Source organism: Pseudoalteromonas sp. MMG005, from assembly GCF_018101015.1.
Taxonomy (GTDB): domain Bacteria; phylum Pseudomonadota; class Gammaproteobacteria; order Enterobacterales; family Alteromonadaceae; genus Pseudoalteromonas; species Pseudoalteromonas aurantia.
Window position 1 is genome coordinate 118937 of record NZ_JAGJEK010000017.1, and the last position, 22178, is coordinate 141114.

General features: G+C 40.5%; 21 protein-coding genes. 10 read left to right on the top strand and 11 right to left on the bottom strand.

All coding sequences use genetic code 11. From position 1 onward, the window contains the following. The first annotated feature begins 23 nt into the window (after positions 1–23). Positions 24–506 (top strand): GNAT family N-acetyltransferase, encoded by a 483-nt coding sequence (locus J8M01_RS14710; protein ID WP_192509382.1) that lies wholly within the window; start codon positions 24–26, stop codon positions 504–506. Between the two features lie 7 nt (positions 507–513). On the opposite strand, the gene J8M01_RS14715 is transcribed toward J8M01_RS14710, so the two are convergent. Continuing rightward, positions 514–897 carry a hypothetical protein gene (locus tag J8M01_RS14715; protein WP_192509383.1) on the bottom strand — a complete coding sequence of 128 codons (384 nt, stop codon included), beginning with the start codon at positions 895–897 and terminating at the stop codon, positions 514–516. Between the two features lie 95 nt (positions 898–992). Further along, positions 993–1565, bottom strand: a complete 573-nt coding sequence (locus J8M01_RS14720; protein ID WP_192509384.1) for a uracil-DNA glycosylase family protein — start codon at positions 1563–1565, stop codon at positions 993–995. Positions 1566–1788: 223 nt separating this feature from the next. On the opposite strand from J8M01_RS14720, the gene J8M01_RS14725 reads away from it, so the two are divergent. Both J8M01_RS14725 and J8M01_RS14730 read left to right on the top strand, forming a co-directional pair. Next, the gene (locus tag J8M01_RS14725; protein WP_192509385.1) at positions 1789–2091 is read left to right on the top strand and encodes a hypothetical protein; all 303 of its coding nucleotides are present in this window, start codon (positions 1789–1791) and stop codon (positions 2089–2091) included. After that, the gene (locus J8M01_RS14730; RefSeq protein ID WP_211058498.1) at positions 2088–3674 is read left to right on the top strand and encodes a PepSY-associated TM helix domain-containing protein; all 1587 of its coding nucleotides are present in this window, start codon (positions 2088–2090) and stop codon (positions 3672–3674) included. Before J8M01_RS14725 ends, J8M01_RS14730 begins: the two co-directional genes overlap by 4 nt. 867 nt (positions 3675–4541) lie before the next feature. Here J8M01_RS14730 and J8M01_RS14740 read toward each other — a convergent pair. The 3 genes from J8M01_RS14740 to J8M01_RS14750 all read right to left on the bottom strand — a co-directional run bounded on the left by J8M01_RS14740 (position 4542) and on the right by J8M01_RS14750 (position 8827). Continuing rightward, complete coding sequence (locus tag J8M01_RS14740) at positions 4542–6188, bottom strand: hypothetical protein (RefSeq protein ID WP_211058499.1); 1647 nt, start codon at positions 6186–6188, stop codon at positions 4542–4544. 77 nt (positions 6189–6265) lie between these two features. Beyond that, positions 6266–8143, bottom strand: a complete 1878-nt coding sequence (locus J8M01_RS14745; RefSeq protein WP_211058500.1) for an alkaline phosphatase PhoX — start codon at positions 8141–8143, stop codon at positions 6266–6268. A gap of 153 nt (positions 8144–8296) precedes the next feature. Then, positions 8297–8827 carry a lipocalin family protein gene (locus J8M01_RS14750; RefSeq protein ID WP_211058501.1) on the bottom strand — a complete coding sequence of 177 codons (531 nt, stop codon included), beginning with the start codon at positions 8825–8827 and terminating at the stop codon, positions 8297–8299. Positions 8828–8939: 112 nt separating this feature from the next. Here J8M01_RS14750 and J8M01_RS14755 point away from each other — a divergent pair, with 112 nt between their 5' ends. From J8M01_RS14755 to J8M01_RS14765, 3 genes are read left to right on the top strand one after another with little or no spacing between them, the layout of a single operon-like run. Beyond that, a complete protein-coding gene (locus J8M01_RS14755; RefSeq protein WP_192509391.1) occupies positions 8940–9392 on the top strand; it encodes a YaiI/YqxD family protein in 453 nt (150 codons plus the stop codon). Next, a complete protein-coding gene (locus tag J8M01_RS14760; RefSeq protein ID WP_211058502.1) occupies positions 9389–9916 on the top strand; it encodes a hypothetical protein in 528 nt (175 codons plus the stop codon). Before J8M01_RS14755 ends, J8M01_RS14760 begins: the two co-directional genes overlap by 4 nt. 41 nt (positions 9917–9957) lie before the next feature. After that, positions 9958–10356 (top strand): response regulator, encoded by a 399-nt coding sequence (locus J8M01_RS14765; RefSeq protein ID WP_211049087.1) that lies wholly within the window; start codon positions 9958–9960, stop codon positions 10354–10356. Here J8M01_RS14765 and J8M01_RS14770 read toward each other — a convergent pair. The 4 genes from J8M01_RS14770 to J8M01_RS14785 are packed head-to-tail and all read right to left on the bottom strand — an operon-like array spanning position 10313 to position 16144. Beyond that, complete coding sequence (locus J8M01_RS14770) at positions 10313–10978, bottom strand: class I SAM-dependent methyltransferase (RefSeq protein WP_210995034.1); 666 nt, start codon at positions 10976–10978, stop codon at positions 10313–10315. The genes J8M01_RS14765 and J8M01_RS14770 overlap by 44 nt on opposite strands. A gap of 4 nt (positions 10979–10982) precedes the next feature. After that, positions 10983–14636, bottom strand: a complete 3654-nt coding sequence (locus J8M01_RS14775; protein WP_211058503.1) for an AAA family ATPase — start codon at positions 14634–14636, stop codon at positions 10983–10985. Continuing rightward, positions 14636–15850, bottom strand: coding sequence for an exonuclease SbcCD subunit D (sbcD, locus tag J8M01_RS14780; RefSeq protein ID WP_211058504.1), 1215 nt, complete (start codon positions 15848–15850; stop codon positions 14636–14638). The genes J8M01_RS14775 and sbcD overlap by 1 nt, the downstream gene beginning before the upstream one ends. Before the next feature lie 54 nt (positions 15851–15904). After that, the gene (locus J8M01_RS14785; RefSeq protein ID WP_192509397.1) at positions 15905–16144 is read right to left on the bottom strand and encodes a hypothetical protein; all 240 of its coding nucleotides are present in this window, start codon (positions 16142–16144) and stop codon (positions 15905–15907) included. Between the two features lie 549 nt (positions 16145–16693). On the opposite strand from J8M01_RS14785, the gene J8M01_RS14790 reads away from it, so the two are divergent. The 4 genes from J8M01_RS14790 to J8M01_RS14805 all read left to right on the top strand — a co-directional run bounded on the left by J8M01_RS14790 (position 16694) and on the right by J8M01_RS14805 (position 20494). Further along, positions 16694–17194, top strand: a complete 501-nt coding sequence (locus J8M01_RS14790; RefSeq protein ID WP_211058505.1) for a DUF6702 family protein — start codon at positions 16694–16696, stop codon at positions 17192–17194. A 108-nt stretch (positions 17195–17302) separates the two neighbouring features. Beyond that, a complete protein-coding gene (locus J8M01_RS14795) occupies positions 17303–17935 on the top strand; it encodes an HAD-IA family hydrolase (protein WP_211058506.1) in 633 nt (210 codons plus the stop codon). A 93-nt stretch (positions 17936–18028) separates the two neighbouring features. Continuing rightward, complete coding sequence (locus tag J8M01_RS14800) at positions 18029–18751, top strand: YebC/PmpR family DNA-binding transcriptional regulator (protein ID WP_192509400.1); 723 nt, start codon at positions 18029–18031, stop codon at positions 18749–18751. A 180-nt stretch (positions 18752–18931) separates the two neighbouring features. Then, positions 18932–20494 (top strand): serine hydrolase domain-containing protein, encoded by a 1563-nt coding sequence (locus tag J8M01_RS14805; protein ID WP_211058507.1) that lies wholly within the window; start codon positions 18932–18934, stop codon positions 20492–20494. A gap of 126 nt (positions 20495–20620) precedes the next feature. Here J8M01_RS14805 and J8M01_RS14810 read toward each other — a convergent pair whose 3' ends face one another. Further along, on the bottom strand, positions 20621–21364 hold the full coding sequence (locus tag J8M01_RS14810; protein ID WP_211058508.1) for a 5-oxoprolinase subunit PxpA: 744 nt from the start codon (positions 21362–21364) through the stop codon (positions 20621–20623). Between the two features lie 10 nt (positions 21365–21374). After that, the gene (locus J8M01_RS14815) at positions 21375–22172 is read right to left on the bottom strand and encodes a DUF1445 domain-containing protein (protein WP_211058509.1); all 798 of its coding nucleotides are present in this window, start codon (positions 22170–22172) and stop codon (positions 21375–21377) included. Positions 22173–22178 lie beyond the last annotated feature (6 nt).

Genomic DNA, 22178 nt, shown 5'->3' on the forward strand with positions numbered 1-22178 from the left:
TAATTCACTAAGGGAAAACCATAATGACACTGCAAATACGTGTAGCTGAGCAGTCTGATGCTGCAACGATTCTACATTTTATCAATGAGCTTGCTATCTATGAAAAAGAACCCGAGGCGGTGCTTAACTCAATAGCTGATATCGAAGAGAAGTTATTTGGAGAAGATGTGCGCGCTCACGCATTGATTTGTGAAGAGCAAGGGGAAGCCATAGGGTTTGCGGTTTACTTTTTTAATTATTCAACTTGGCTTGGGAAGTACGGGCTTTATTTAGAGGATTTATATGTCGCTCAAAATAAGCGTGGTAATGGCGCAGGTAAAGCTATTATGAAATATCTAGCCCGCCTGGCGATTGAAAAAGATTGCGGCCGTTTTGAGTGGGTGGTTTTAGATTGGAATCAGCCCGCGATTGATTTTTATCATAGCATTGGCGCCAAGCAGCAAAACGAATGGATAATTAATCGTTTGTCAGGAGAAGAGTTGCACGCTTTTGCATTTGAGTCATAAATTTGATTTATAATTGTGACTGAGTGACTTTTTTATTGGGCGCTTCATATGCATCTTGGCTAGAAGCGTCTTCCCGCCTGATCAAAAAGCTGCAAATACTCCCGATCACGAAAAATATGCCATACATTGAACCGATATAGACCCAGTCGGTTTGTTTGATAAGCAGCATAACCCGAGTGCCATCGTTAATTATGAAAACATTAATAACGGCAATCAAAAATACAAGTCGATAATAGAAGTAATTCCCTAAGTGACTTGCAAAAGCACTTATCAGTAGTGAGAAAAGACATAAGTAAAAGCCTATGACAGATAAAGCACCTGTTTGATAGCTGGGGAGTAACGCAGATAAAGCGAGTATAATCGCTGCCCAACCAGTAATTTTATAAAGCATATTCAAATCCTTTGAAAATGTTAATGTTATTATTATTATGGTGTGTTGATGGAATTATGCGTAATAAATCAAAAATACGCAATTGGATTCCGGGTTTATTTAACTTTTGTTATAACTTTGTGTGTTATTTTTTGCAGTTCTGGTAGTAGCTCGTTACTAAACCAAGGGTTTTTTTTCAACCAATGCTGATTCCTGGGACTTGGATGAGGCAGAGCAATCATGCTCGGAAGCAGAGATTGCCAAACGCGCGTTTGTTCCGTGACACTTGTAAAATTTGGAAAATGATATTGTTGAGCATATTGACCGATAACAATAGTCAGTTTTACTTGTGAGAATTGTTTCAGCAATTGTGAGCGCCAAGTTTTTGCGCAAATAGGAGGGGGGGGTAGATCTCCACTGCTCCCTTTGCCAGGGTAACAAAACGCCATGGGTACAATGGCGAATAGACTCGGATCGTAAAAAGTACGTTCCGTCACATTTAACCATGCTCTGAGTCGACTTCCACTGGCATCATTAAATGGTTTACTTGTTAGATGGACAGTTTTACTTGGCGCCTGTCCTGCGATAAGAATACGTGCACTTTCATTACCTTGAACAACTGGATTAGCACCTAGCTGCAAAGTGTCATGGCAAATTCTACATTTTTTAATATCATCAAAAATAGTCACAATAATGTCGTGCCTTACCTATCGCCATGGCATACGAATACCTTACGAAAGTATACACTGATTTTTACGTATTTCTTGATAGTTTGGGATTTGCGTAGGCAGTTTCTAAATAAACTTTCGAATATGCCATATTTACATATAAATACAAATGAGAATGACTATCTTTTTTGTGTCTAATTTAGCATAATTTATTTTTCAATTTGTTATTTCCTAGGGTTTTATAGTGGTTATACCCCAATTTAGTGCTTGGTTTCAAAGTGCTGCATTTTTAGTGTGCTCACGGTTTCTTGCGGCAATTCTCGGTGGCTATATATTTTCAGCAATATCAGTATCTCTTTTAGCTGTATTAGTGCCTCTATCTAAAACAGACTCCGTGTTACTCGCTGTGAGCTTGAGTGTTTTAGTGTATACATGTGTATTTATATGGGTGTTTAGTGTGCGCTCGCTCGTGAAAATATATGGCTGGTTAATTGCGTTAAGCGCAAGTCAGATTTTCTTGCTGGCTGTTATCAAAGGTTGGTTATGAAAGAGAATTTTTTCCGTTCAATGACATGGTTGCATACTTGGACTGGCTTACTCGTGTGTTGGCTATTATTTCTGATTTTCTTTGCTGGGACACTGAGTTTTTTTCGTCATGAAATTACGTTATGGGCACAGCCCGCCGCACACGATGTGCAGCCGCAATTAAATCGCGTTGCAGCTCAAAGGCAGCAGATTAGTACAGCTTTAGAGCACTTAGCTATGAAAGCGCCTGAGGCCGAAACGTGGTGGGTAGGTTTACCTAATGAGCGTAATCATACCATGGCCGTTTCATACCGAGAGAAGGGCGACGATGGGGTTCGAGGTAAATGGCAAGATAACTACATGGATCCTAATTCACAGTCGATCCTTGCTGAGTATCGAGATACCAAAGGCGGACATTTTTTTTATAGGTTGCATTTTGACTTGCACTATATGGATCGCACGGTTGCCCGGTGGATTGTGTCATTCGCTAGCTTGTTTATGTTAATTGGCTTAATTTCGGGTGTGGTGATTCACAAGCGCATTTTTAAAGATATGTTTCAATTTCGCAGTGCAAAGGGAGTTCGTACGTGGCTAGATGCGCATAACTTATCGTCTGTCTTGGCGCTACCTTTTCATATTATGATCACATATACCGGTTTAGTAACGCTCATTTTCATGTTGTTCCCTTATCCAGCTATGACACAGTATGAAGGAGGAAATCGCGCTTTTTTTGCAGACCTTAACTCTGCGAGGCAACATGCTGATGCAACAGGTAAACAAGTCGAAATGTTACCCATGAAACAGCTTGTAGATCAATTTTATACTAACTGGCCAAACGTAGATATAAAGCGCGTTATTTTAGATCACCCTTTTGATGAAACTGCGATTGTGAAATTTTATGCGAACACCGGTACTCAAGTACAAGATGAGATGCCTGTGTGGGTATATAGTGCGGTCACTGGAGAATTAAAGACGTCGGCAAATACTGATTTATCACCGAGTGAAACATTATATGATGGCATGATTGCTTTACATACTGGGCGTTTGGCTTTACCTGGGTTGCGATGGTTGTATTTTATTTGTGGTATTGCTGGTTGTGTGATGATTGCAAGTGGTGCTGTAATGTGGGCGAAACGAATTCGCGCTCGTATGAAATCCAATGAGCAACCAGGTTTGGGCTTAAAGCTGGTTGAGGCATTGAACTTGGCTACGCTGATGGGGTTACCTGTTGCGACGACTGCATTTTTCTATGCAAATCGACTATTACCTAATGATTTATCTAATCGTGCAGATATGGAGGTACATCTATTTTTTGTGACTTGGCTTTGTGTGACCGTGTTTGCTATATACCGAGCGGGTACAAAACAGTGGAAACAGTTGGCACAACTCAATGTTATTTTGTGGCTTTTGTTACCTATTTGCAATGCCCTTACGACACAAGGAAACCTGATCAGCTATCTACTCGAACAGCAGTGGATATTGGCAGGTTTTGACTTGCTTTGTATCTTGACCGCGTTCGGCTTTTTTATACAAATGAACAAACTTGCAACACAAGAAAAAGCAAATGTCGTTGGTACATTTAAGTTGAAGGAGAGAAACACATGACACAGTTACTTGCTTTTTTGCTGTGCTTTACAAGCTTCTCTTGTTTTGCATTGATAAAAAATAGTCACTGTAAAGCTGTATTTGCTAAAAGGGTTGATGCAGTGCTGGGGCGGCGAATGCTTATGATTGCGTGGTGTGCTTTAATCGCAAGCGTTATAATAAGTCTCTGGGATCTTGCTGGATATGGTGGTGTGTTGTTTTGTGGCTATATGGCTATATCAATCATTTTGCTGGCTTTGTTATTAAGTTATCATCCCACTAAATTGAGATCACTAATATACGTACTGCCAACTTTAATCAGTACAACATGCATAGGTTTATTGCTTTAATCACGGATATTACTGCTTACTTTGCATTATTAAGGCTTATTTTCCATAACGAGTTGATTCAAGCCTTATAGAGATCACTATATTACCAACTAAGCTTAGTAATATAGTGATCTCAGTTTAAACTCCCTTCTTTTTGTTAGTAAAAATGTGATCTATTCAGCACATTTCTGAACTCATCTTAGTAAAAATCTGATCTTTAACTAGTTTTGAATTATATCAGTAAGTAAAATAGTGATCTCAAGGAGGCTTGGACATACTATCTAGCGCTTGTAGACTTATAAATCGAGGAAATATTTGACTTAGCAGAGCATTAAGTTGGTAAAATCATGATCTAAAAGGATTTGCTTAGTAAAATAATGATCTACCTTTGTACCTAGTTGGTAAAATACCGATCTAATGAATACATGTTGGTAAAATGGTGATCTGAAAGAGTGAATATTTAAACATTTGCGTGTTGAGTACTCGATTAAGTTAGTAAAATATTGATCTGTACTGGGAGCGCTATTTTACTAACTTAGAAGAGTACGAGTCGTTTTCGTTATTGCTTAGCCCATGCTAATTGCATGTCCCACACATAGCGATGATTGGGTTTTAATGGTTGTTGACTATCGTCAATATACTCTAATACGTTACGCGCCTTACCTAATGTTGCATCTCGGCCAAAGAGGTAGCTTTGTTCTTTTACGATGCTGAGGTACGCTTTATTTAATGCCAGTGCTCGAGTAGGCGAAGGCGTGATTAACTCATATAAGTTGGTTGCTGAGGTCACTTTTTTTATGTCAACCTGTCCATCTTTAGTGAACCAACGCATCAACATTTCTTGATTTTGTCTAAACTCGTCCCCTCCTCCAACACGCTGCATGTAGGTTAAAAACTCCCCCTGAGACTCCCCTTTGTTGGGCACATCAGTCATTGATTTTAAATCGATATAGCCCCAGCCTGCTGCGCCAGTGACTTTTCTAGCAAATGAAAATGTCTGGTCGTATGTCGCGCCAACTGTTTTGTGACAGCCATTACAAAATGCCAATTCTTGTTTATGCTGTGGTCTTAATTTTCCTTGTCCATCTTCAATATACCCATTAATTGTCCAGCCAAAGCTGTTATTGATACCAGCGTCACCTAAATACAGTGTTTGTGGCAAATTTTCGAATGCTTTCTCTTTAGCCTCACGATAGTAAGAAGTAGCAAGCTCTTGTTTTGATTTGAAATTGTGCTTTTTCATATAACGCACTTCTTTCATGCGAGGTGCATTGAATATGGTGCCGTTATCATTTACACCAATATAGCGTACGGTATGCAAAAACTCAGTTCCCTCAGGGTAGAGTTGGTAGGCGAGTGGTGATTGTGCATCGCCTACGTAATGCGATCGTACCTTGATGTTTTGAATAGTTGTATATTTGCCATCTTGGTTAAGGTCGATACCGATACGCTCTTCGTTTAATGGAGGCGTTGAAATATTTTTTAGGCCTTTTAGTGTCAATTCTACTAAGCTGAGATTTGCCAAATATACATCTTGATTGTACACGCCTTGCTGTTGTCTATATTCGCTTGGTAACCGGATCATGACATCACCCGTAGAACCATTAGTGGGCCAAAATGTACTTGGAAATGGCTTGTAATTAAAGGCTACCCACCCACTGCCATCTTCAGCAATACCTAGAGTGTTAAATGCTTTCTCTGGATATGCAAGGTTTTTAATGGGTGTGATCTCCCCTTTCCAATCTGTATTTGCTTGTTGGGTTTTAATGAATTCGCTGTAATTATCTTGATTAATCCAATCAAGAATTACGTCATCCGAAATACCACTGATTAAGTGTGTGCGATCAATAAATAGATTTTTCCAATGGTTTTTTGCGCCAAGGTCTGAGAACTCATACGCACCTTGTAAATTACCATCGGCCATTTGGTTTGGTCTGTGTTGATCTGTTGTGTCAGTTTGGTGGCAGGCATAGCAAGGGTTGTTTACGCCGTCCGTTTTAGTATAACACTGCGGCGGGATCACTGACTCTGCATTATAAGTTTCATTGTGTTTCATATAATCCAGCGCAGGGATATTATCGCCAGGTTGATACGGGGCTGAGGTTGCGGTAATAACAGGTGATTGAGTCGTTGGTAAGCTATGCTCGGAGCACCCAAGTAAAAGCGTTGCTGGTATAAGTAATAGAATAAGTACGTGGCATTTCATTTTTATGACTTCTATTTTTGCTGCGAAAAAAGCGGTAACACCCTGGTTACCGCTATTGCGAGTAATAAGTAATTACACTATTTAGATTTTGGGTCGTACATCCATAGCGTATTGTTTTCTTGAAAACCATCTTCACCAATGAGAATGCGCCCATCTCGCATCACTATGACATTATCAGGCTGTGATAGCTGATTGACATCACAACGTTCAGCACCGGTGAGACTTGAGCGATATGTACCTCCCATAACGACGGGCTCAATACGAGTTAGGTTATAGTTGCTATCAATTGCTGCGCGATAAACACCACCACAATCTTTTACGCGTGGAGAGAGTTGGATGTCGCCTTCACTATCGGTCATGGTGTTATCTAAATCTGCAATGCCAATATACATATAGGCACTTTTAACAATTTCGTCAGCAATAACATCTTGGCCGGTAACGGCTTCCAGTACACGATCATGGTTGATGCTGATCCCTTCGAGTTTACGCCACTCAGCTGTAGCGCCTTTTAACTTAGCTGCTTGTCGTGATTCTAAAAAGGCAACTCGGTCGTCCATAGGCTTACCAGCAGTAATTGGGCTGCCACCTTCTGCAACGGATGGATAGGTTGCTTTACCATCAACCCATGCCTGTACATCAGCAACAGAAATGTAGCTGGTTTTGCCTTCTACATAGTCAGCGCTGGTAATATCATCATATTGCGCTACCCATGTTTCTATCTGTGCATTCGTATTAGACGCTAATTCTACCCACTCAATGTCAAACCCAGTAACGGCCGGATCACTAAGCCCAGTATCTTGGGTTAACTTTGCACCATATAATGTGCCTGAACTGAGGTCTTCAGGCTGATCTGCAATGAATTTAAATAGTACGCCGCCGGTATCATCTTGTGATGAATACACTGTTTTACGGTCAGGCATCACGACTGAATTTTCATGTTCGTAGCGACCGATTGTAAAATGTTTAACAACGTCTGGTGTGTCGGTTGTTGGGTTTTGGACTTCAGCGATATATCCATAGCGGTAAGGGTTTGGAAATTCAGGTGCAAGAAATTGTCTGAAGTTTTCTAACCGAGAGCCCACGTCTGTGGGCTTATTCCATGTCGGATTGGTTGTGGTGTCTACTGTGGAATTTACAATCCATTCTTCAGACGTCAGGGGAGTTCCCCATGGTGAGACAGAGCCAAAGCAGTTTGCAGCTGTACCTTTAACCGAGTCAAAGTCAACCATCATTGCTTCTTCAACCGACCAAGCTCCATTGGTCGTTTTACTCATTTTCAAGCGGCTCATACCACCAGGGTAGTCTTCCCAGTTAGTAAATAAATAACCTGTGTTGTCACCAGTTGGGATAAAGCCATTAAAATCAGGCATGTTGTTTTTGATGATTTCTTGTTTTGTATTAAGGCCATATATGACACCTAATCCGCCAGACAGGCTTTTTTCGTTGAGTCCGGAGAAAGTATCACCGGTTTGACCCAGTATTTGGTATTGACCAATGGCGGATACAACCGTCTGCTGCTCAAGCGCTGATGAGGTGGCAGGTACGGGAGAGCTGACGATATTACGTGGTAATTCATTGAAGTTTACACCAGTAAGTACGCCAACAGTACCTGTATTAAAAGGTGTGTTATTGAGCGTGTCTACTTCGGTATTTGCATCATTAGGATGCTGGATATTAAAAAACAAATCCCCTTGCTTGGTTAAATGTAATCCTGTCACTTCTGCACCTGCTGGTACGGTCGCAATACGAATTAGACCAGCTCCACCATTCGTGCCATTCGTACCATTCGTACCATTCGTACCATTCGTACCATTCGTGCCATTCGTGCCATTAGTGCCTGTTTCACCTTGAACTCCTTGTTCACCGGTTACTCCTTGTGCTCCGTCATCACCATTACAAGCCGTTAGCGCTAGTGTGACGGCACTTGCGATAAGAGAATATGCTACGCGATTCATCAGTTACTCCAGATTGCTATCATTCATTATTGTTTTAAACCGAATAGCAGTGTGGAGTGGACCTGTTACATGTACCTGACAGTTATATTAATTTTTTCAGACAGTTATAATACATTGATTGGTCAGGGGTTATTGACTGACTGTAAAGGGGGTTTACATATTCCTTAATTTAGTGTGATTCAAATAAATCAGAGATTGAACATCAAATCCTTTTGCTTGCGCCGTTGTTTTAAAGTGTTCAAGACGTTGTGTCGAAACCGTGGGAGTGCGAGAGAGTAGCCACAAATACTTTTTATTGTAACTGGTTACATAGGCAAATTGGTATTGCTGATGATCAAGTTCAAATATAATATAAGAACCATAAAAAGGGCCAAAAAAAGACACTTTCAAATGGCCTATAGAGGTATTGTGGGCAAATTTCGCAGTGCCAATAGCTTGTTTCCATTTAGACTTTTCTTCAATGTAGCCTTGGTTTATGACTTGAACTGTACCGTCCGATAATACCTTATAATTTGCTGTTACGTGACTCATCCCTCTTTCAAACCGATGGTCAAGTCTGGCAATTTCATACCATTTACCTTGATATTTTCCTATATCTAAATTAGTAACGGGTTTGACTCCCTGAGGAATGCCGGTACAGGCGCTTAGTACACATGTTAAGGTGAATATTATCATTTTAAGCATGGTGACTCTGCCTCGATTTATCGTTTTGAATTAATGCAAATTAAAGTAGGTTACGATTACAATAAGGGGTAAGATCACTATTTTACCTACCAACAATGATAGAGATTATATTATGCAAATTTGGGTTGATGCTGACGCCTGTCCTACACCGATAAAAGAGATTATCTTTCGCGCTGCTGAGCGAACTCAAACGCCAACAACCTTAGTCGCAAATCATGCCATGAGGGTCCCTGCGACGCGCTTTGTAAGTTTGTTACGGGTCAGCCAAGGCTTTGATATCGCAGACAATGAAATTGTGAAACGTGTGCAAGCAGGTGATATTGTCATTACCTCTGATATCCCTTTGGCTGCAGAGGTTGTAGAGCTCAATGTACATGCAATAAACCCCAGAGGAGAAGAGTACACTGAGCATAATATTAAGTCGATTTTAAATATGCGTGATTTTATGGATACCATGCGCAGTAGCGGCGTAGAAATGAGTGGCGGCCCAGCAAAGCTATCAGCAACGGATAAACAAGCATTTGGCAATGCACTAGATCGTATTCTGCAACGCGCCAAATCATGAAAATACTAACTCATGGTTTTGGTGTGAAAAACGGCATATTTGCTGTTTATATTGAACGCCCTCCTCCTATGTCGGAATATAATTATTTAGATATAATACAACCACTTGCCAGTGGAGAGATCACAGCTATAAATGCGGCTTGTGGTAATGGTTGGCGGAAAATATTTAATGTTTACGCTAAATTTATCGCGGAATTCAATTATAAAGATCACGATTTTACTAAGCATAAAACGTGGCAAGAATATCGAGATAAATGCTTACTGCAGCAACATAGTAATGAGGTTTTGCTATTCAGCCCCCCTAATTTTGCTGATAAAAGCTACAAGTATCACATTATTGCAGGTCGAGGTTATGCAAAAAAAATATTACGAGATCATATTTTTACCAACTCTTTGGTATGGATAGACGAAGAGTTTGCTATTGATCCAAAGTTAAATTTGGTGATTTGCCCTTATTTTGATTATAGGCAACTTAGCAATATCAAAATCAGTAAATTATGTGGCATTTTGAAAAGCCTAGACTAATCTCAAATTAATATTGTTGGAAAAAGAGTCATTGTTAGGGAATGAAAATACTCGTTGTGGATGATATGCCCTTAATGCGTCATGTGTTGATAAACATGCTGAGGCGGCTTGAATACGCTGATATTACCGAAGCAACCGACGGTATTCAGGCTATGTCATACTTAAAGAAACAGACATTTGATTTGTTAGTGACAGATTTAAATATGCCGAAAATGGACGGCTCAACGTTAATTGATAAAGTTAAGCATGAACTAAACTGTGCTGATACAGCCATATTGGTCGTCACATGTGAAGATAATAAGCGAATATTGCTCAAACTAATCTCTGCTAAAATTGACGGTATAATGGTGAAACCGTTTTGCTTAAAAACACTCGAAAAGCAACTTGCTTATATTGCTACAAAGCGCGGCAAGCAAAACCAGAAAAACCAAGTGCTTTGAAGTAACAGTTTGCACTTGAGAATGCAGCTTGATCGAGTAGTTCAGCCAACCGCATTCGCTCTAGCGGGTAGAACTCGTGATTTAAGTTGTGCCGCATGCGTTGCTCCCCTACTTCAGTTAACCCCAAACTTCGACACATTAATAGCTGAGACTCTCGCTCAAATTGTGTTTCTGGGGAAACTAAATCGGCTAGAAAAAGAGGTGCTTTAGGCTGTAGATTTCGGTGAATCGATTTAAGTAATGCGTGCTTTTCTCCTGTATCAGGTAAAAAGTGCATGACGAGTAAGCAAATTGCAGCGTCAACGGGCGTATCTAGTACTGAGAGTGCGCCATAGTGAAATGTAACGCGTGAAGCAAGGCCGTGATGTGTAAGTTGTAGCTTAGCTATATTGAGCATGTCACAAGAAATATCTTGAGCAACAAAGTGCCAGCTGTTGTTATGCTGAGCAAGCTCAATAATATCTTTACCTGTGCCAGCACCAATTACGAGAATCGTTGATTCATCAGGCAATAAAGTAACCAGTTGTGCCGCTGTTAGTTGATGTAACAACTCATAGCCTGGTACCAACTTAATAATGTTTGAATCATATCGCTTAGCTTCATCACCCTGAAAATGAGGCATGGTTTTATCCTTTTACCGTAATACTTGAATAGCCGCCAGGTTGTTTTTTAACATGTATTTGTGTAGCAACGCGTTCGGTCATTTCACTCACATGAGAGATAACACCTACTTTGCGTCCTTGTGCTTGAAGTGAGTCTAGCGCATCTAGCGCAACACTCAATGTTTCGGGGTCTAAAGTCCCGAAGCCTTCATCAATAAACAATGAACCAATTTTTACTTTATTTGATGATAATGACGCAAGTCCCAATGCCAATGCTAAAGAAACTAAGAAAGATTCTCCACCAGAGAGGGTATTAACAGAACGTTGTTCATCTGCCATGTCTTTATCAATAATTGCAATGTCTAGAGATTGACCAATCACACTGAGTTTATAGCGTTTGGATAAATTCTTTAGATGAAGGTTTGCATATTGCAATAGTATTCTTAAAGTTTGCGTTTGCGCGATATTACGAAGTTTCTTTCCGGTGGCATCGCCTAATAGCTTATCGAGCAAGTGCCAATGTTCATACGTCGCTTGTTGTTGTAACAGTTGCACTTTTCTCGTCTGCAGTTGTTTGGTGTTTTGAGTATGCTGTGTCAGTTGCGTATTACATTCTAGCCATAGGTTTTGAGTTACTTCTCGTTGTGTATTGAGCTCGTGATATTGTTCTTCTAGCGCACTCAATGGTAAATCAGTGAGAGCGAGTTGTTGGTGCTCAAGGTGTTCGCTTTGCAAGTGCGTTAAGGTTGCTTGTGTTTGATTCTGTTGTACTTTTAACTGCTCAAGTAATGCTTTTAATTTTACGAACTGAGTGTTGTCTTGAGACAAAATATCAAGTACGAGAGTGCTATTTAATTGAGGGTAATCCTGCTGCTGGACTAAAATCCAGTCATTAAAGCGTTGCTCAACAATGTGCTGTTGTTCATTGTTTTGGCGTATTTGTTGTTGTAAGTTATCAAGCTTTAAGGTTTTTTCTTGCTGTGCTTGAGTAAGCTGCACTAAGGTATTTTGCAGTTTTTGTTGCTCGCTTTCAGCATGTTCAAGCGTATTTTGTAATCGCTGATGCCACTGGTCTGGGCTGTCATCTAGAGGCAATAACAGCGCCCGTTCAGCATTTAATTGGTGTGATAAAGCAGTTAAGGTATCAACGGTACTTTGCGTTCTTTCCAAATGTAGGCGTTGTTCCTTTATTTGAATCATGGTAACACTTAATTCATTTTTTAGCGTCAGTAGCTTGGCATTACACTCATTTAATTGAGTGTCTGTTGTTTGCAATAGCGTGATACGGCTATCAAGCTCAGATAGAGCTTGTTGGTTGTTTGTTGAGAATACATTCCACCAATTTGGGTCCGTAAATAAAGTATGTGCTTGGTTGTACAATGCAGTTATATCATGACTTACCCGCGTAAGCTGTTGTGTATTATGCTGCTGTGTTTGCTCATTAGAGTGAAGTGATTTATCTAGGTCTTGTAGGGCTGATTGAGTTACTTGTAATTGGCTTTGATAAAGCTGAAATTGTTGCCAAGCAGCCTGCTGTTGTTGTGTTAGTGCACTGTATTGTTTTAGTTGCGATTCTATAGAATCTAGTTCTGATAAACAGTCTTGTGTCGTCCAATCAGCAATGTCGTCAAGTGTGGCTAATTGGTCTTTAACCTGCTGCCACTTTTGCTTGAGTTGGGCCTGTTGTTGTAGCGTTACTTGCAGCTGAGCGTTAATTTGTTCTATTGCACCAAGATGCTCAGAGTAACGTTGCTGCGCTAATTGATTCGCATGTTCTGCATGTTCATTCTGCTGCTTAAAATCATTTAAGAGGTTTTGCCAATGCTCGTCAATATGTTCAACACCATATGGATGTTCAGTTGCCCCGCATACAACACATTCTTTGCCTGGCTGTAACACTGCACGTAAGGCACTGATATTTTCACTGGCACGCAATTGCACTTGATTGTAATTATCTTGTGTGAGAACAAGCCGTTGCTTCGATAATTCGGTTTGCTTTTCGGCATCCTGTAATTGTTGACTAAGTGTATGTTGTTGATGGCGTGTTTTATCTAAACGGACTTGTAATTGGATTAACTCCGCATCGATACTATTTTGTTCGTTTTTGTACGCTATGCAGTTTTGTAGTGCAAAACGACGCTTTTGCATGGCTTCATAATCGAGTTGATCTAGCGTTGTTTTTAGTTGCTCGAGTTGACTTTCGGTCTGGTCATTGTCGGCTTGATGTTGAGCGAGTTTCGTCAATAGAGGGGCGCGTTGTTCGCTCAGCTTTACATGTTGCTGCACTGCGTCATTGTACTGTGTTTGTGTATCGTGCTGTTGCTGCGTTAATTGCGTTAATTGAGTGAGTAATACACTTAAGTGCTGCCAATGCGGTAATACTTGAGTGCCATTAGGGTCTGCCTCTAGGATTGTGTGCAGGCTGGTTTGAGTGACGGTGTTTTCATTTAAATCTTTGTGTAAGTTATGTTGTTGTTGTGTGGTTTGCGCCAATGTAGAGTGGGCTTTCTCAGCGAGCAGCTTTGCATTAGTCAGTTGAGAGTGGTTCTCTGAACGTTTGGTATCCAGTGATCTTACAGCAATAATATCTGGCTGATATCGGTTAAAATCAGACTTCGCGTGTACTGTTATTTTTGTTATTTCGAGCAGCTTTTTTTCTTGCTGAGATATGGCTTCTGCATGATCAATGGCGTTGACCTTTTTTAGTTCCGTATTTAAGGCCGTTATTTGTGAGTTTAACTGGTCGGCTTGGGTACGGTTATCAGCGATTTGTTGGACCACATCAGCTAGGTTAGCGAGTTCAAATTGGGCGGATTGGGCGGTTATTTTTTCCTTAATATCGTTTAACTTAATCGTATGGTTACTTACCTTAGAATGAAGTAATTCCCCAGCTTGTAGCCAACTTTTTTGCTGCTCGATACCTTGTTGCTGCTGTTTTAATAGTTCGAGTTCATTATGGTACTTGCGGGCTTTATTTGTGACCTCTTCCAGCTCTTCGTCAGTTAACAAAGAGTATGCTTCTAAACTAAGGCGCAGTTGTTCTAGTGCCGTTTTTTTCTGTTTGTGTTGTTCGAATATTATTTGCCCCAAGCGACTAAACTTATCAGTACCAGTTAAGCATTCGAGTAGTTGAGCTCGCTCATCGCTACTGGCTTTTAAAAATGCCGCGAACTCATGTTGAGCAAGTAATACAGCGCGTGTAAATTGATCGAAATTAAGACCGATTAACTGCTCGATTTTTTTTACCGCCGCTGACTTCTGTGCGAGTAAGGTATCATCGCCGAGTGCAAATATCTCATGTTCAGCCGTTTTGAGTCGGCCATCAACTTTATTGCGCGCGCGCGCTATTTTCCACCGGGCCATATAACGCATGTTGTCTTGGCCTTCAAAGGTGACTTCAGCGCTCCCATTAGCACACCCTCGACGTAGCAAATTTCTTGGGTCGTTTAACTTAATGTCGTCGCCATTAAAGGCTACAGTATTTTTTAAATCATTTTTAAGGCGAGCTGTTTTACCATAAAGCGCTAAGCATATTGCATCAAGTAATGTGCTCTTTCCTGCGCCAGTATCCCCTGTGATTGCAAATAAACCGCTCTGATGCAACGGGGCTTGCTCGAAGTCAATGGCGGCGTTTGTAATGGATGCTAAGTTATGTAATTTCACGCTGATAAGTTTCATTATTCACTGACCTCACTCAGAACAGCAAGGGCTTCGCAGAGACATTGCTGTACTGATGCCGGCGCACATTCATCGCTATCCATATGTTCTTTAAACGCCAAATCGAGCAGTCTTACTGGGTCGAGTTGTTCCACCTGCCCCAAATCTTCAAGTTGTGAGTCATGCTTATTATGCGTACTACTTTTGACGCGTTCGATACCGCAAAAGAGAACGTGCTTATTCGCAAGTGCGTCGTCTATTTTTGCACGGAATTGGCTATCCGTTTCATTGGCATTTAACTTAAGTCGGATATATGGTGGCGGAGCATCAATATCACACTCAAGTTGCTCAATTAAATCACATAAATCGTCCAATGTGGCGCCTCCTGTTTCAGGAAGTAAACAAACATCTTGGTGCCTAGGAATATGTATGGGGTCGACTGCAATACAAGTGTGCTTATCAAATTGCGCGATCAGCACTTGATGTTGGTAATGTCGTTCGGAGAAAGACATTGGCATCGGCGTGCCACTATAGCGAATGAATTCGCTTTTTGCGACGCGTTGTGATTTATGAAGATGTCCTAAAGCGACGTAGTCAGCGTGCTCAGTAAATACAGTTGCGCTTATGGCGTCAAATCCACCAATGGTGATGTTTCGCTCTGAGTCACTGGAAATATCACCCCCTTTGGCATGTAAGTGACCCATTACAAGTAAGGGCCCCTGTTTTATATCCATCGCGCAAGCAATACTGCTTTGATAAGCATTGTGAACTCCTTGCTGGTACGCATCGGGGTGTTGATTGTCGAGTGTTAAGTCGCCTGCACGTAGAAAAGGCATTGCAACCACTGTCAGCGGCCCATGCTGAGTGTGGAGGGTTAGAACAACATCTTCTGGACTATGTTTGTTGAATCGGCCAACAACATGGGTATCAAACGCTTGTAGTAATGGCTTCGCGGTCTCAATACGATTAGCGGAGTCATGATTACCCGCAATGATGATAATGTGTAAATTAGGGCAATGGCGTTTTGCTTGTTTAATGAAGGCGTAAAGTTGCTGTTCAGCGTGTGCTGGAGGTGTCGCGGTGTGATAAATATCACCTGAAATTAGTAACACATCAATAGCATGCTGCTTGAGTGCATTGCTTAGCCATGTTAAAAAGGCATCGTGCTCTAATGTACGATTATGTTCATAAAATTGTTGACCAAGATGCCAATCAGATGTGTGCAGTACTTTCATTAAACGTCCCTATACTCATAGAAACGCTAATATAGCATTGCAAAACGAATTTGTTTATCGAGTTATTTGCAACCAAGCAAAAATAATTATAGGTAAAACAAGTAATAACAACAAAGTAGGAGTTTTAAACAGCCTATTTTGTTTTGCCTGTTGCCTTTTTAGTGCAGATTTTTCGTTACAAGCAGCTATCTTATCTACATAAAAGTAGCCATCATCTAAGTACTGCTTGCAGTTTTGCTCATCTGCAGGGATGGCAACTAATTTTTCTTGTTTTTTTAGGATGTAAAAATCCATACTGCTCACCACATGTCTATTACTAAACGGGTATAATTAACAGAGCAAAACTAACGCCAACTTTTTGAAGTGAGTTTTACCTGAAATAAAAAAGAGCGCGATTTTAAAGATAAATTGGTCCAAATATCAACACTTTTTTTTCGCTTTCTTTATTTATTTAAAAAATAGGCATAATAACCACCAGAAATACCATAGTGGCATGCCCGCCATTGCACGAATTAGCAACAGTAAAGTCGAATTTTACTCAAGTTTCTCTTGTACTTTAGTCTGTACTACTTAATCAACGCTGAATACCCTTTTTATAGGGTGTTTCTATATTTGTTACATTATATCAATATAACGAACAAAAATAGCTGTTTGCGCCACCGCTTATTTGGTAAGTTAGCTTTTATTTTTTGTTTGAATAAAGCGTATAGATAAAACGCGACGGGCAAGCATGTTCCCACTTTTTCAATTTATAACTGAGTGTTGTTGGGTTAATAAGTCGGTATGAAAAAGCAACTTAACCAAACAACCCATATTTTTGGTATTTCAAGGTGATGGTTTTTGATGAACACTAAATTGCTAATAATGTCTTTGCTGTTTGTTTCTTCGTCTGGGGTCGCACACCAATTAAAGTCAGCCAAAACGACTGTACATATAAACCGTGTTAATGGTCACGTTGAAGTGTTACATCGATATTATGTCCACGATGTAGAGCACGCTGCAGAGGTTTTATTTGGTACTAACACGGATATATTTACCAATATGGAAACTCAAAAAAGATTTGCTGATTATGTTAGAGAGCATGTCCACTTTAAAGTAGCGGGAGGCAAGCGCTTGTCTCTTGTTAATTTGGGGACACATATTGATGGGGCGTTTTTTATTGTGTATCAAGAAACTCAATCATCAGGAAAACATGCTATTGTGAGTATGCAAAATCGTGTTTTGCAGGATATTTGGCCAGAGCAAATTAATATGGTGTATTTTGAAGAAAAAGGCAGCATTCGCTCTTTGCACTTTGATAAGGGGGATGACTGGCTACCAATTATTTTTAATGAAGCCCGTTAGTTATGGCTCATAGCATAGTGAGAAAATTTCATCAACAAGTGATCTTTGCAAGTGGTGATAACGTAAACTAAAGTTAAATTCAAAATAGCTGAGAGGGCAAGGAATATTATGGCTCAAGCGACAGTACAACACAAATCGTCTAGTGTAGTCTCGTCATCTGAAATAAAGGGAGTTATATTTGACTTAGATGGCACCTTGGTAAGCTCTGGGCTTGACTTTTCTATCATCAAAGCTCAAGTCGGCTGCCCACATGAGCAAGACCTGCTTACATATATTGATAATTTACCTTCGCCTTACATGCGTCAAGAAGCAATGCACATTGTACATCAACATGAGTTAATGGATGCACAGACTGCTGAGTTACTACCTGGGGTACGAGATTGCCTAGAAACATTAATTGATATGAGCATTCCGATGGCCATTGTGACGCGCAATTATACAAAAGCAGCAGAGCTTAAAGTACGCCACTGCCACATTCCCATAGCGACCATGATAACCCGTGATGATGCGCCCGCTAAGCCCGATCCAACTGCATTACTGCATATTGCTAAACTGTGGCATTTTAATGCCACAAATTGTATTTATGTTGGAGATTATTTATATGATATCCAAGCTGCGCATAATGCGAGTATGAGAGCGTGTTTGTATGCACCAGAGTGCGTCCCAGCCTATGCATCGGAAGCGCAATTCGTTATGCATCATTTTAGTGAATTACCTCGCCTGATTTTATCGACTCAATGATATTATCATTGGACAAAGTGAGATCCGCTCTAGCTCATTTGACTTAGTCTTGTTAAAATCTCGGCAATTTAATTTTATAAAACGAGAATTAAGATGGGCAGAGCATTTGAAGTCCGCAAAAACGCCATGGCAAAAACGGCGGCGGCAAAAACCAAAGTAAACTCAAAATACGGAAAAGAAATTTACGTTGTCGCAAAAAATGGTGGCTCTGATCCGGATACAAACCAATCTTTACGTCGTTTAATTGAAAAAGCGAAAAAAGATCAAGTACCGGCCCATGTTATTGATAAAGCATTGGAAAAGGCAGCAGGTGGGGCAGGTGAAGACTATTCTCCAGCACGTTATGAAGGTTATGGCCCTGGTAACTGTATGGTGATTGTTGACTGTTTAACGGATAATCCGAATCGCACGATTAAAGATGTTCGATTACCATTTACAAAAACTGATTCGAAAATTGGCAGCCCAGGGTGTGTTGCACATATGTTTGATCACTTTTCAATACTTGGCTTTGCTGGTGATGACGACGAAGCTGTGCTGGAAGCGCTGATGATGGCTGATGTCGATGTAACAGATGTTGAAGTGGAAGACGGTAAAGTGTCAGTATTTGCACCTCACACAGAGTATTTCAAAGCAAAAACGGCGCTGACAGAAGCATTTCCTGACATTAATTTTGAAGTAGACGAAATTACGTTTGTACCACAAACTCAAGTTGAAATTACCAATGAAGATGATATTGCAAATTTCGAAAAGTTTATGGGTATGCTTGAAGATTGTGATGACGTGCAAAACATTTATCATAACGCGATTGTAAATTAATTATTTTTACGATTGGGTTATTTTAAAAACCGGGCTCGAAGCTCGGTTTTTTTATGTCTGAATTATTCCTAACGCAATTTCACATTTGCTGACAAAATGCTAACTATTGACAACAGTTTCCTTTTTTACGCTGCACTATATTTTGGCCTTACTACTTTTTAAGCAAAGGAAAGGCATACAATGAAACTCTCGATAAAACCACTAACTCTCTTGGTTTCTAGTTTAATTTTGACGGCATGTGGTTCCAGTAGTCATGCACCGAAAATTACGTTAGAAAAAACGAGCTTTACCGCAATCGCAACAACACACTTAACAATTACTGCTGATATTACTGATGAAGATAATGACCTAAATGCAATTGAGTGGCAACAAGTTCAAGGGCCCGGTACTACAGAGTTTGTCGATCAAACGGTAGGCTCTAATAAAATGACTTTCATGTTACCGCACGAGGCCGGAGAGTACGTATATGTTGTCAGTGCCATAGATAAAAAGAACTTTAAACGCTCTGAACGTATTACGGTTCAAGTAGGTAGCTTACAAGAGCATATATTTGAACCCTTATCGACATTGTTTGATAGTACTTTTACGCAACATGAGGGTGAAATCATCAATATGGCTTCGCTCATTGATTTTGGAGACGGCATTGTTTGGCAAGATGCTGCGGGATTAGCGCAGCAAGCGACGAGACAACCAATGACACCAGAACATCAATTTAGGATCGCGAGTGTGTCAAAAACGTTATCTGCTGCGGTCACATTTAAGTTAATCGAAAAGGGGCTGTTTACGCTGGATACACCAATTGGAGCATTATTGACTGATACAGATATGCCACAAGGCTTTACGGTGGGCGATTTACATCACTCTGGCGACACTAAGCAAGGGGAAACAATCACAATAAGGCAGTTACTGGATCAGAGTACTGGAATAAGAGATTTTGTTTCTTACTTACAAGATTTTCAAGCACCAGACACGCGTGCGTTCTTAGAGGCGTTAACACAGCAAGATCATAATGTCCCTCAGCGGTGGCACTCTGATTTATTGATACAAGAGTTATTAGAGCGGGGGTTAACCAAAGAGCTAGAAACGATGCCTGGTTCAGCCTATTTATATGGGAATAGCAATTCTGATTTGTTGGCTTGGACGTTAGAAAAATTTACCGGTCAAACTTTTGAAGCTTTATTGGAGGAGCATGTTTTTTTGCCGCTTGATATGCAGCATACCTATATGGATTATCATCAAGCTAAAAAAGGACAGGGACCCATTGAACACCTCTTTATGATCCAAACGGATGCACCTGAGTATCAATATCTCAATGGTAATCATAATGTTGTAGCGTTGGGTGTTAATACGTCATTTGCTTGGGCAGGAGGGGGAATAGTTTCAACACTAGATGATTTGAACGCTTTCTTTAGCGCACTACATAGTGACCAATTTATTTTAGATGCAGCATTACGATCCGAGTTGAAGTCGTATTGGCGAAAAACAACAACAGCTGAAGAAGAGCTTGAAGGACCAACTGAGTTCTATGGTTTAGCTATGGAAAAGGTGATAGAAAAAAATTATCAAACTGTTGGTCACTCTGGATTTTGGGGGGTGTATGCATCGCATGTAACACCGCTTGATGTGCATATGTACACATGGGCAGGGCAGCCATATAGCGATGCGGCGGAAACCTTTCAAGACCAAGCGATTAAGTTATTACATAGCAAAGGTATCAATGGCACCACGGTTTTTCAGCAATAAATTGATGGTCATAAGACAACCTTATGGCCAGAGCAACAAATATAGCGTAGCTAAGTTATATTTGTTGCTATTCAATCTTGTTGGTGCGTTTGTCACAGTGCCTCTATGTAAAGGGGCTTTACAAACTTAGCGTGCGATAGCTGTGTTGTTCAATAAAGCACGGATCTCTTTGACAAGCGCAATACTGTCTTCATTGTCACCATGAACACATAATGTATCAGCAGCCAAGGGAAGGGTCTTTCCTGAATTGGTTTGTACGCTCTGATGAGCTATTAATTGTGTAACTTGAGCAAGTAAAGCTGTTTTATCATGCACCGCAGTAGGCATGCTTCTGGGGCTCAGCAGTCCATCATCTGTATATAATCGGTCAGCAAATGCTTCAAATAAAACTGCAACATTGTAGGTGTTAGCAAGTAGGCGGTGTTCACTTTGTTTGCGCGTTGCTAACATCATCAGTTTTAAATCGCTAGGGTAGTCGGCGATGGCCTGTAAAACACTGTTCAAGATAGCATTGTCACGCATCATATCATTATACAGAGCACCATGAGGTTTTACGTACTTGAGCGTAATACCATAGACTTTAGCCATACCTTCTAGGGCCGCAATCTGATAATGTAGGCAATGTATTAATTCTTGGTGTTGCATCTGCATAGAGCGTCGTCCAAAACCTTGCTTATCTGGGTAGCTTGGATGTGCCCCGACAGTTACGTTATGCTGCTTGGCGAGTTGTAATGTGGCAGCAATAACATCTGGATCTCCAGCATGAAAGCCGCAAGCTATATTTGCACAGTCAATTTCTGCCATCGCTTTCGTATCAAGACCCATTGTCCACGCACCATAGCTTTCGCCTAAGTCACAATTTAACAGCATGCTTTTACCTTTATTTGATTGCTAAGCTAACATCTTGTTGGTCGGTGACCAGCAAATGTTCAGGACTGTTAATAATACACAATTTGGGCGCTATTTTGGTAATTGCGAGTTGAGCTGTCATGTTCGATGTCCAAAAAACGGGCATGCACTTTTTATTTATGTCTATTGGTTCACCAAATACGGGTTTGTTTAAGTCATAAATACCGATGTCTTTAGGTTCGCCAAAATGTACAGGAAGGCCATGAGGTGATCGGTTAAGTGCTCCGATTTGTATTGCTTTTACAAGATCTGATGGGGTAAAAGGGCGCATACTCACCACATTAAATCCAGAAAATATTCCTGCGCTTTTACAAGGTAATGTTGAGATGTATAAAGGCAAGCCATGCAATGGGTTAATGGCTGAGCTTTTTAATCCTGCGCAATTTAGCGCATAGTCATAACTCAGGTAACTCGCTAACGCAAAAGTCACTAAATCTGCTTGCCAAATTGGAGAAAGGTCGTGTACATCTTCAATGAGTTGGCCATTTTTGAATACTCTATAACGCGGAATATCGGTACGAATATCAATATCTTTACCCAGTGATTCAAGCGTATACGCGCCCGGTGAATGACTGTAAGCCATAAGTGAACATGCATCTGGATTTAAATGGCAAAATTGTAGGAAGTCATAAGCATATTCTTTCGGTAAGATAATAATATTACATTGAGTAAAACCTGGTACAAAACCGATGGTTGGGCCTGAATAATCGCCTTCCCGGATCATTTTTCGTATCGCATGAGGTGCGGTTAATGATGCCGATGGATCCATAGTTAA

What these genes read in the sequence shown, in the direction of transcription:
- J8M01_RS14785 (WP_192509397.1), bottom strand. Translation starts at nt 16,144, where the DNA reads ATGGATTTTTACATCCTAAAAAAACAAGAAAAATTAGTTGCCATCCCT.
- J8M01_RS14715 (WP_192509383.1), bottom strand. Translation starts at nt 897, where the DNA reads ATGCTTTATAAAATTACTGGTTGGGCAGCGATTATACTCGCTTTATCT.
- J8M01_RS14760 (WP_211058502.1), top strand. Translation starts at nt 9,389, where the DNA reads ATGAAAATACTAACTCATGGTTTTGGTGTGAAAAACGGCATATTTGCT.
- J8M01_RS14805 (WP_211058507.1), top strand. Translation starts at nt 18,932, where the DNA reads ATGAAACTCTCGATAAAACCACTAACTCTCTTGGTTTCTAGTTTAATT.
- J8M01_RS14755 (WP_192509391.1), top strand. Translation starts at nt 8,940, where the DNA reads ATGCAAATTTGGGTTGATGCTGACGCCTGTCCTACACCGATAAAAGAG.
- J8M01_RS14795 (WP_211058506.1), top strand. Translation starts at nt 17,303, where the DNA reads ATGGCTCAAGCGACAGTACAACACAAATCGTCTAGTGTAGTCTCGTCA.
- J8M01_RS14750 (WP_211058501.1), bottom strand. Translation starts at nt 8,827, where the DNA reads ATGCTTAAAATGATAATATTCACCTTAACATGTGTACTAAGCGCCTGT.
- sbcD (WP_211058504.1), bottom strand. Translation starts at nt 15,850, where the DNA reads ATGAAAGTACTGCACACATCTGATTGGCATCTTGGTCAACAATTTTAT.
- J8M01_RS14800 (WP_192509400.1), top strand. Translation starts at nt 18,029, where the DNA reads ATGGGCAGAGCATTTGAAGTCCGCAAAAACGCCATGGCAAAAACGGCG.
- J8M01_RS14810 (WP_211058508.1), bottom strand. Translation starts at nt 21,364, where the DNA reads ATGCTGTTAAATTGTGACTTAGGCGAAAGCTATGGTGCGTGGACAATG.
- J8M01_RS14730 (WP_211058498.1), top strand. Translation starts at nt 2,088, where the DNA reads ATGAAAGAGAATTTTTTCCGTTCAATGACATGGTTGCATACTTGGACT.
- J8M01_RS14765 (WP_211049087.1), top strand. Translation starts at nt 9,958, where the DNA reads ATGAAAATACTCGTTGTGGATGATATGCCCTTAATGCGTCATGTGTTG.
- J8M01_RS14745 (WP_211058500.1), bottom strand. Translation starts at nt 8,143, where the DNA reads ATGAATCGCGTAGCATATTCTCTTATCGCAAGTGCCGTCACACTAGCG.
- J8M01_RS14740 (WP_211058499.1), bottom strand. Translation starts at nt 6,188, where the DNA reads ATGAAATGCCACGTACTTATTCTATTACTTATACCAGCAACGCTTTTA.
- J8M01_RS14775 (WP_211058503.1), bottom strand. Translation starts at nt 14,636, where the DNA reads ATGAAACTTATCAGCGTGAAATTACATAACTTAGCATCCATTACAAAC.
- J8M01_RS14770 (WP_210995034.1), bottom strand. Translation starts at nt 10,978, where the DNA reads ATGCCTCATTTTCAGGGTGATGAAGCTAAGCGATATGATTCAAACATT.
- J8M01_RS14790 (WP_211058505.1), top strand. Translation starts at nt 16,694, where the DNA reads ATGAACACTAAATTGCTAATAATGTCTTTGCTGTTTGTTTCTTCGTCT.
- J8M01_RS14815 (WP_211058509.1), bottom strand. Translation starts at nt 22,172, where the DNA reads ATGGATCCATCGGCATCATTAACCGCACCTCATGCGATACGAAAAATG.
- J8M01_RS14710 (WP_192509382.1), top strand. Translation starts at nt 24, where the DNA reads ATGACACTGCAAATACGTGTAGCTGAGCAGTCTGATGCTGCAACGATT.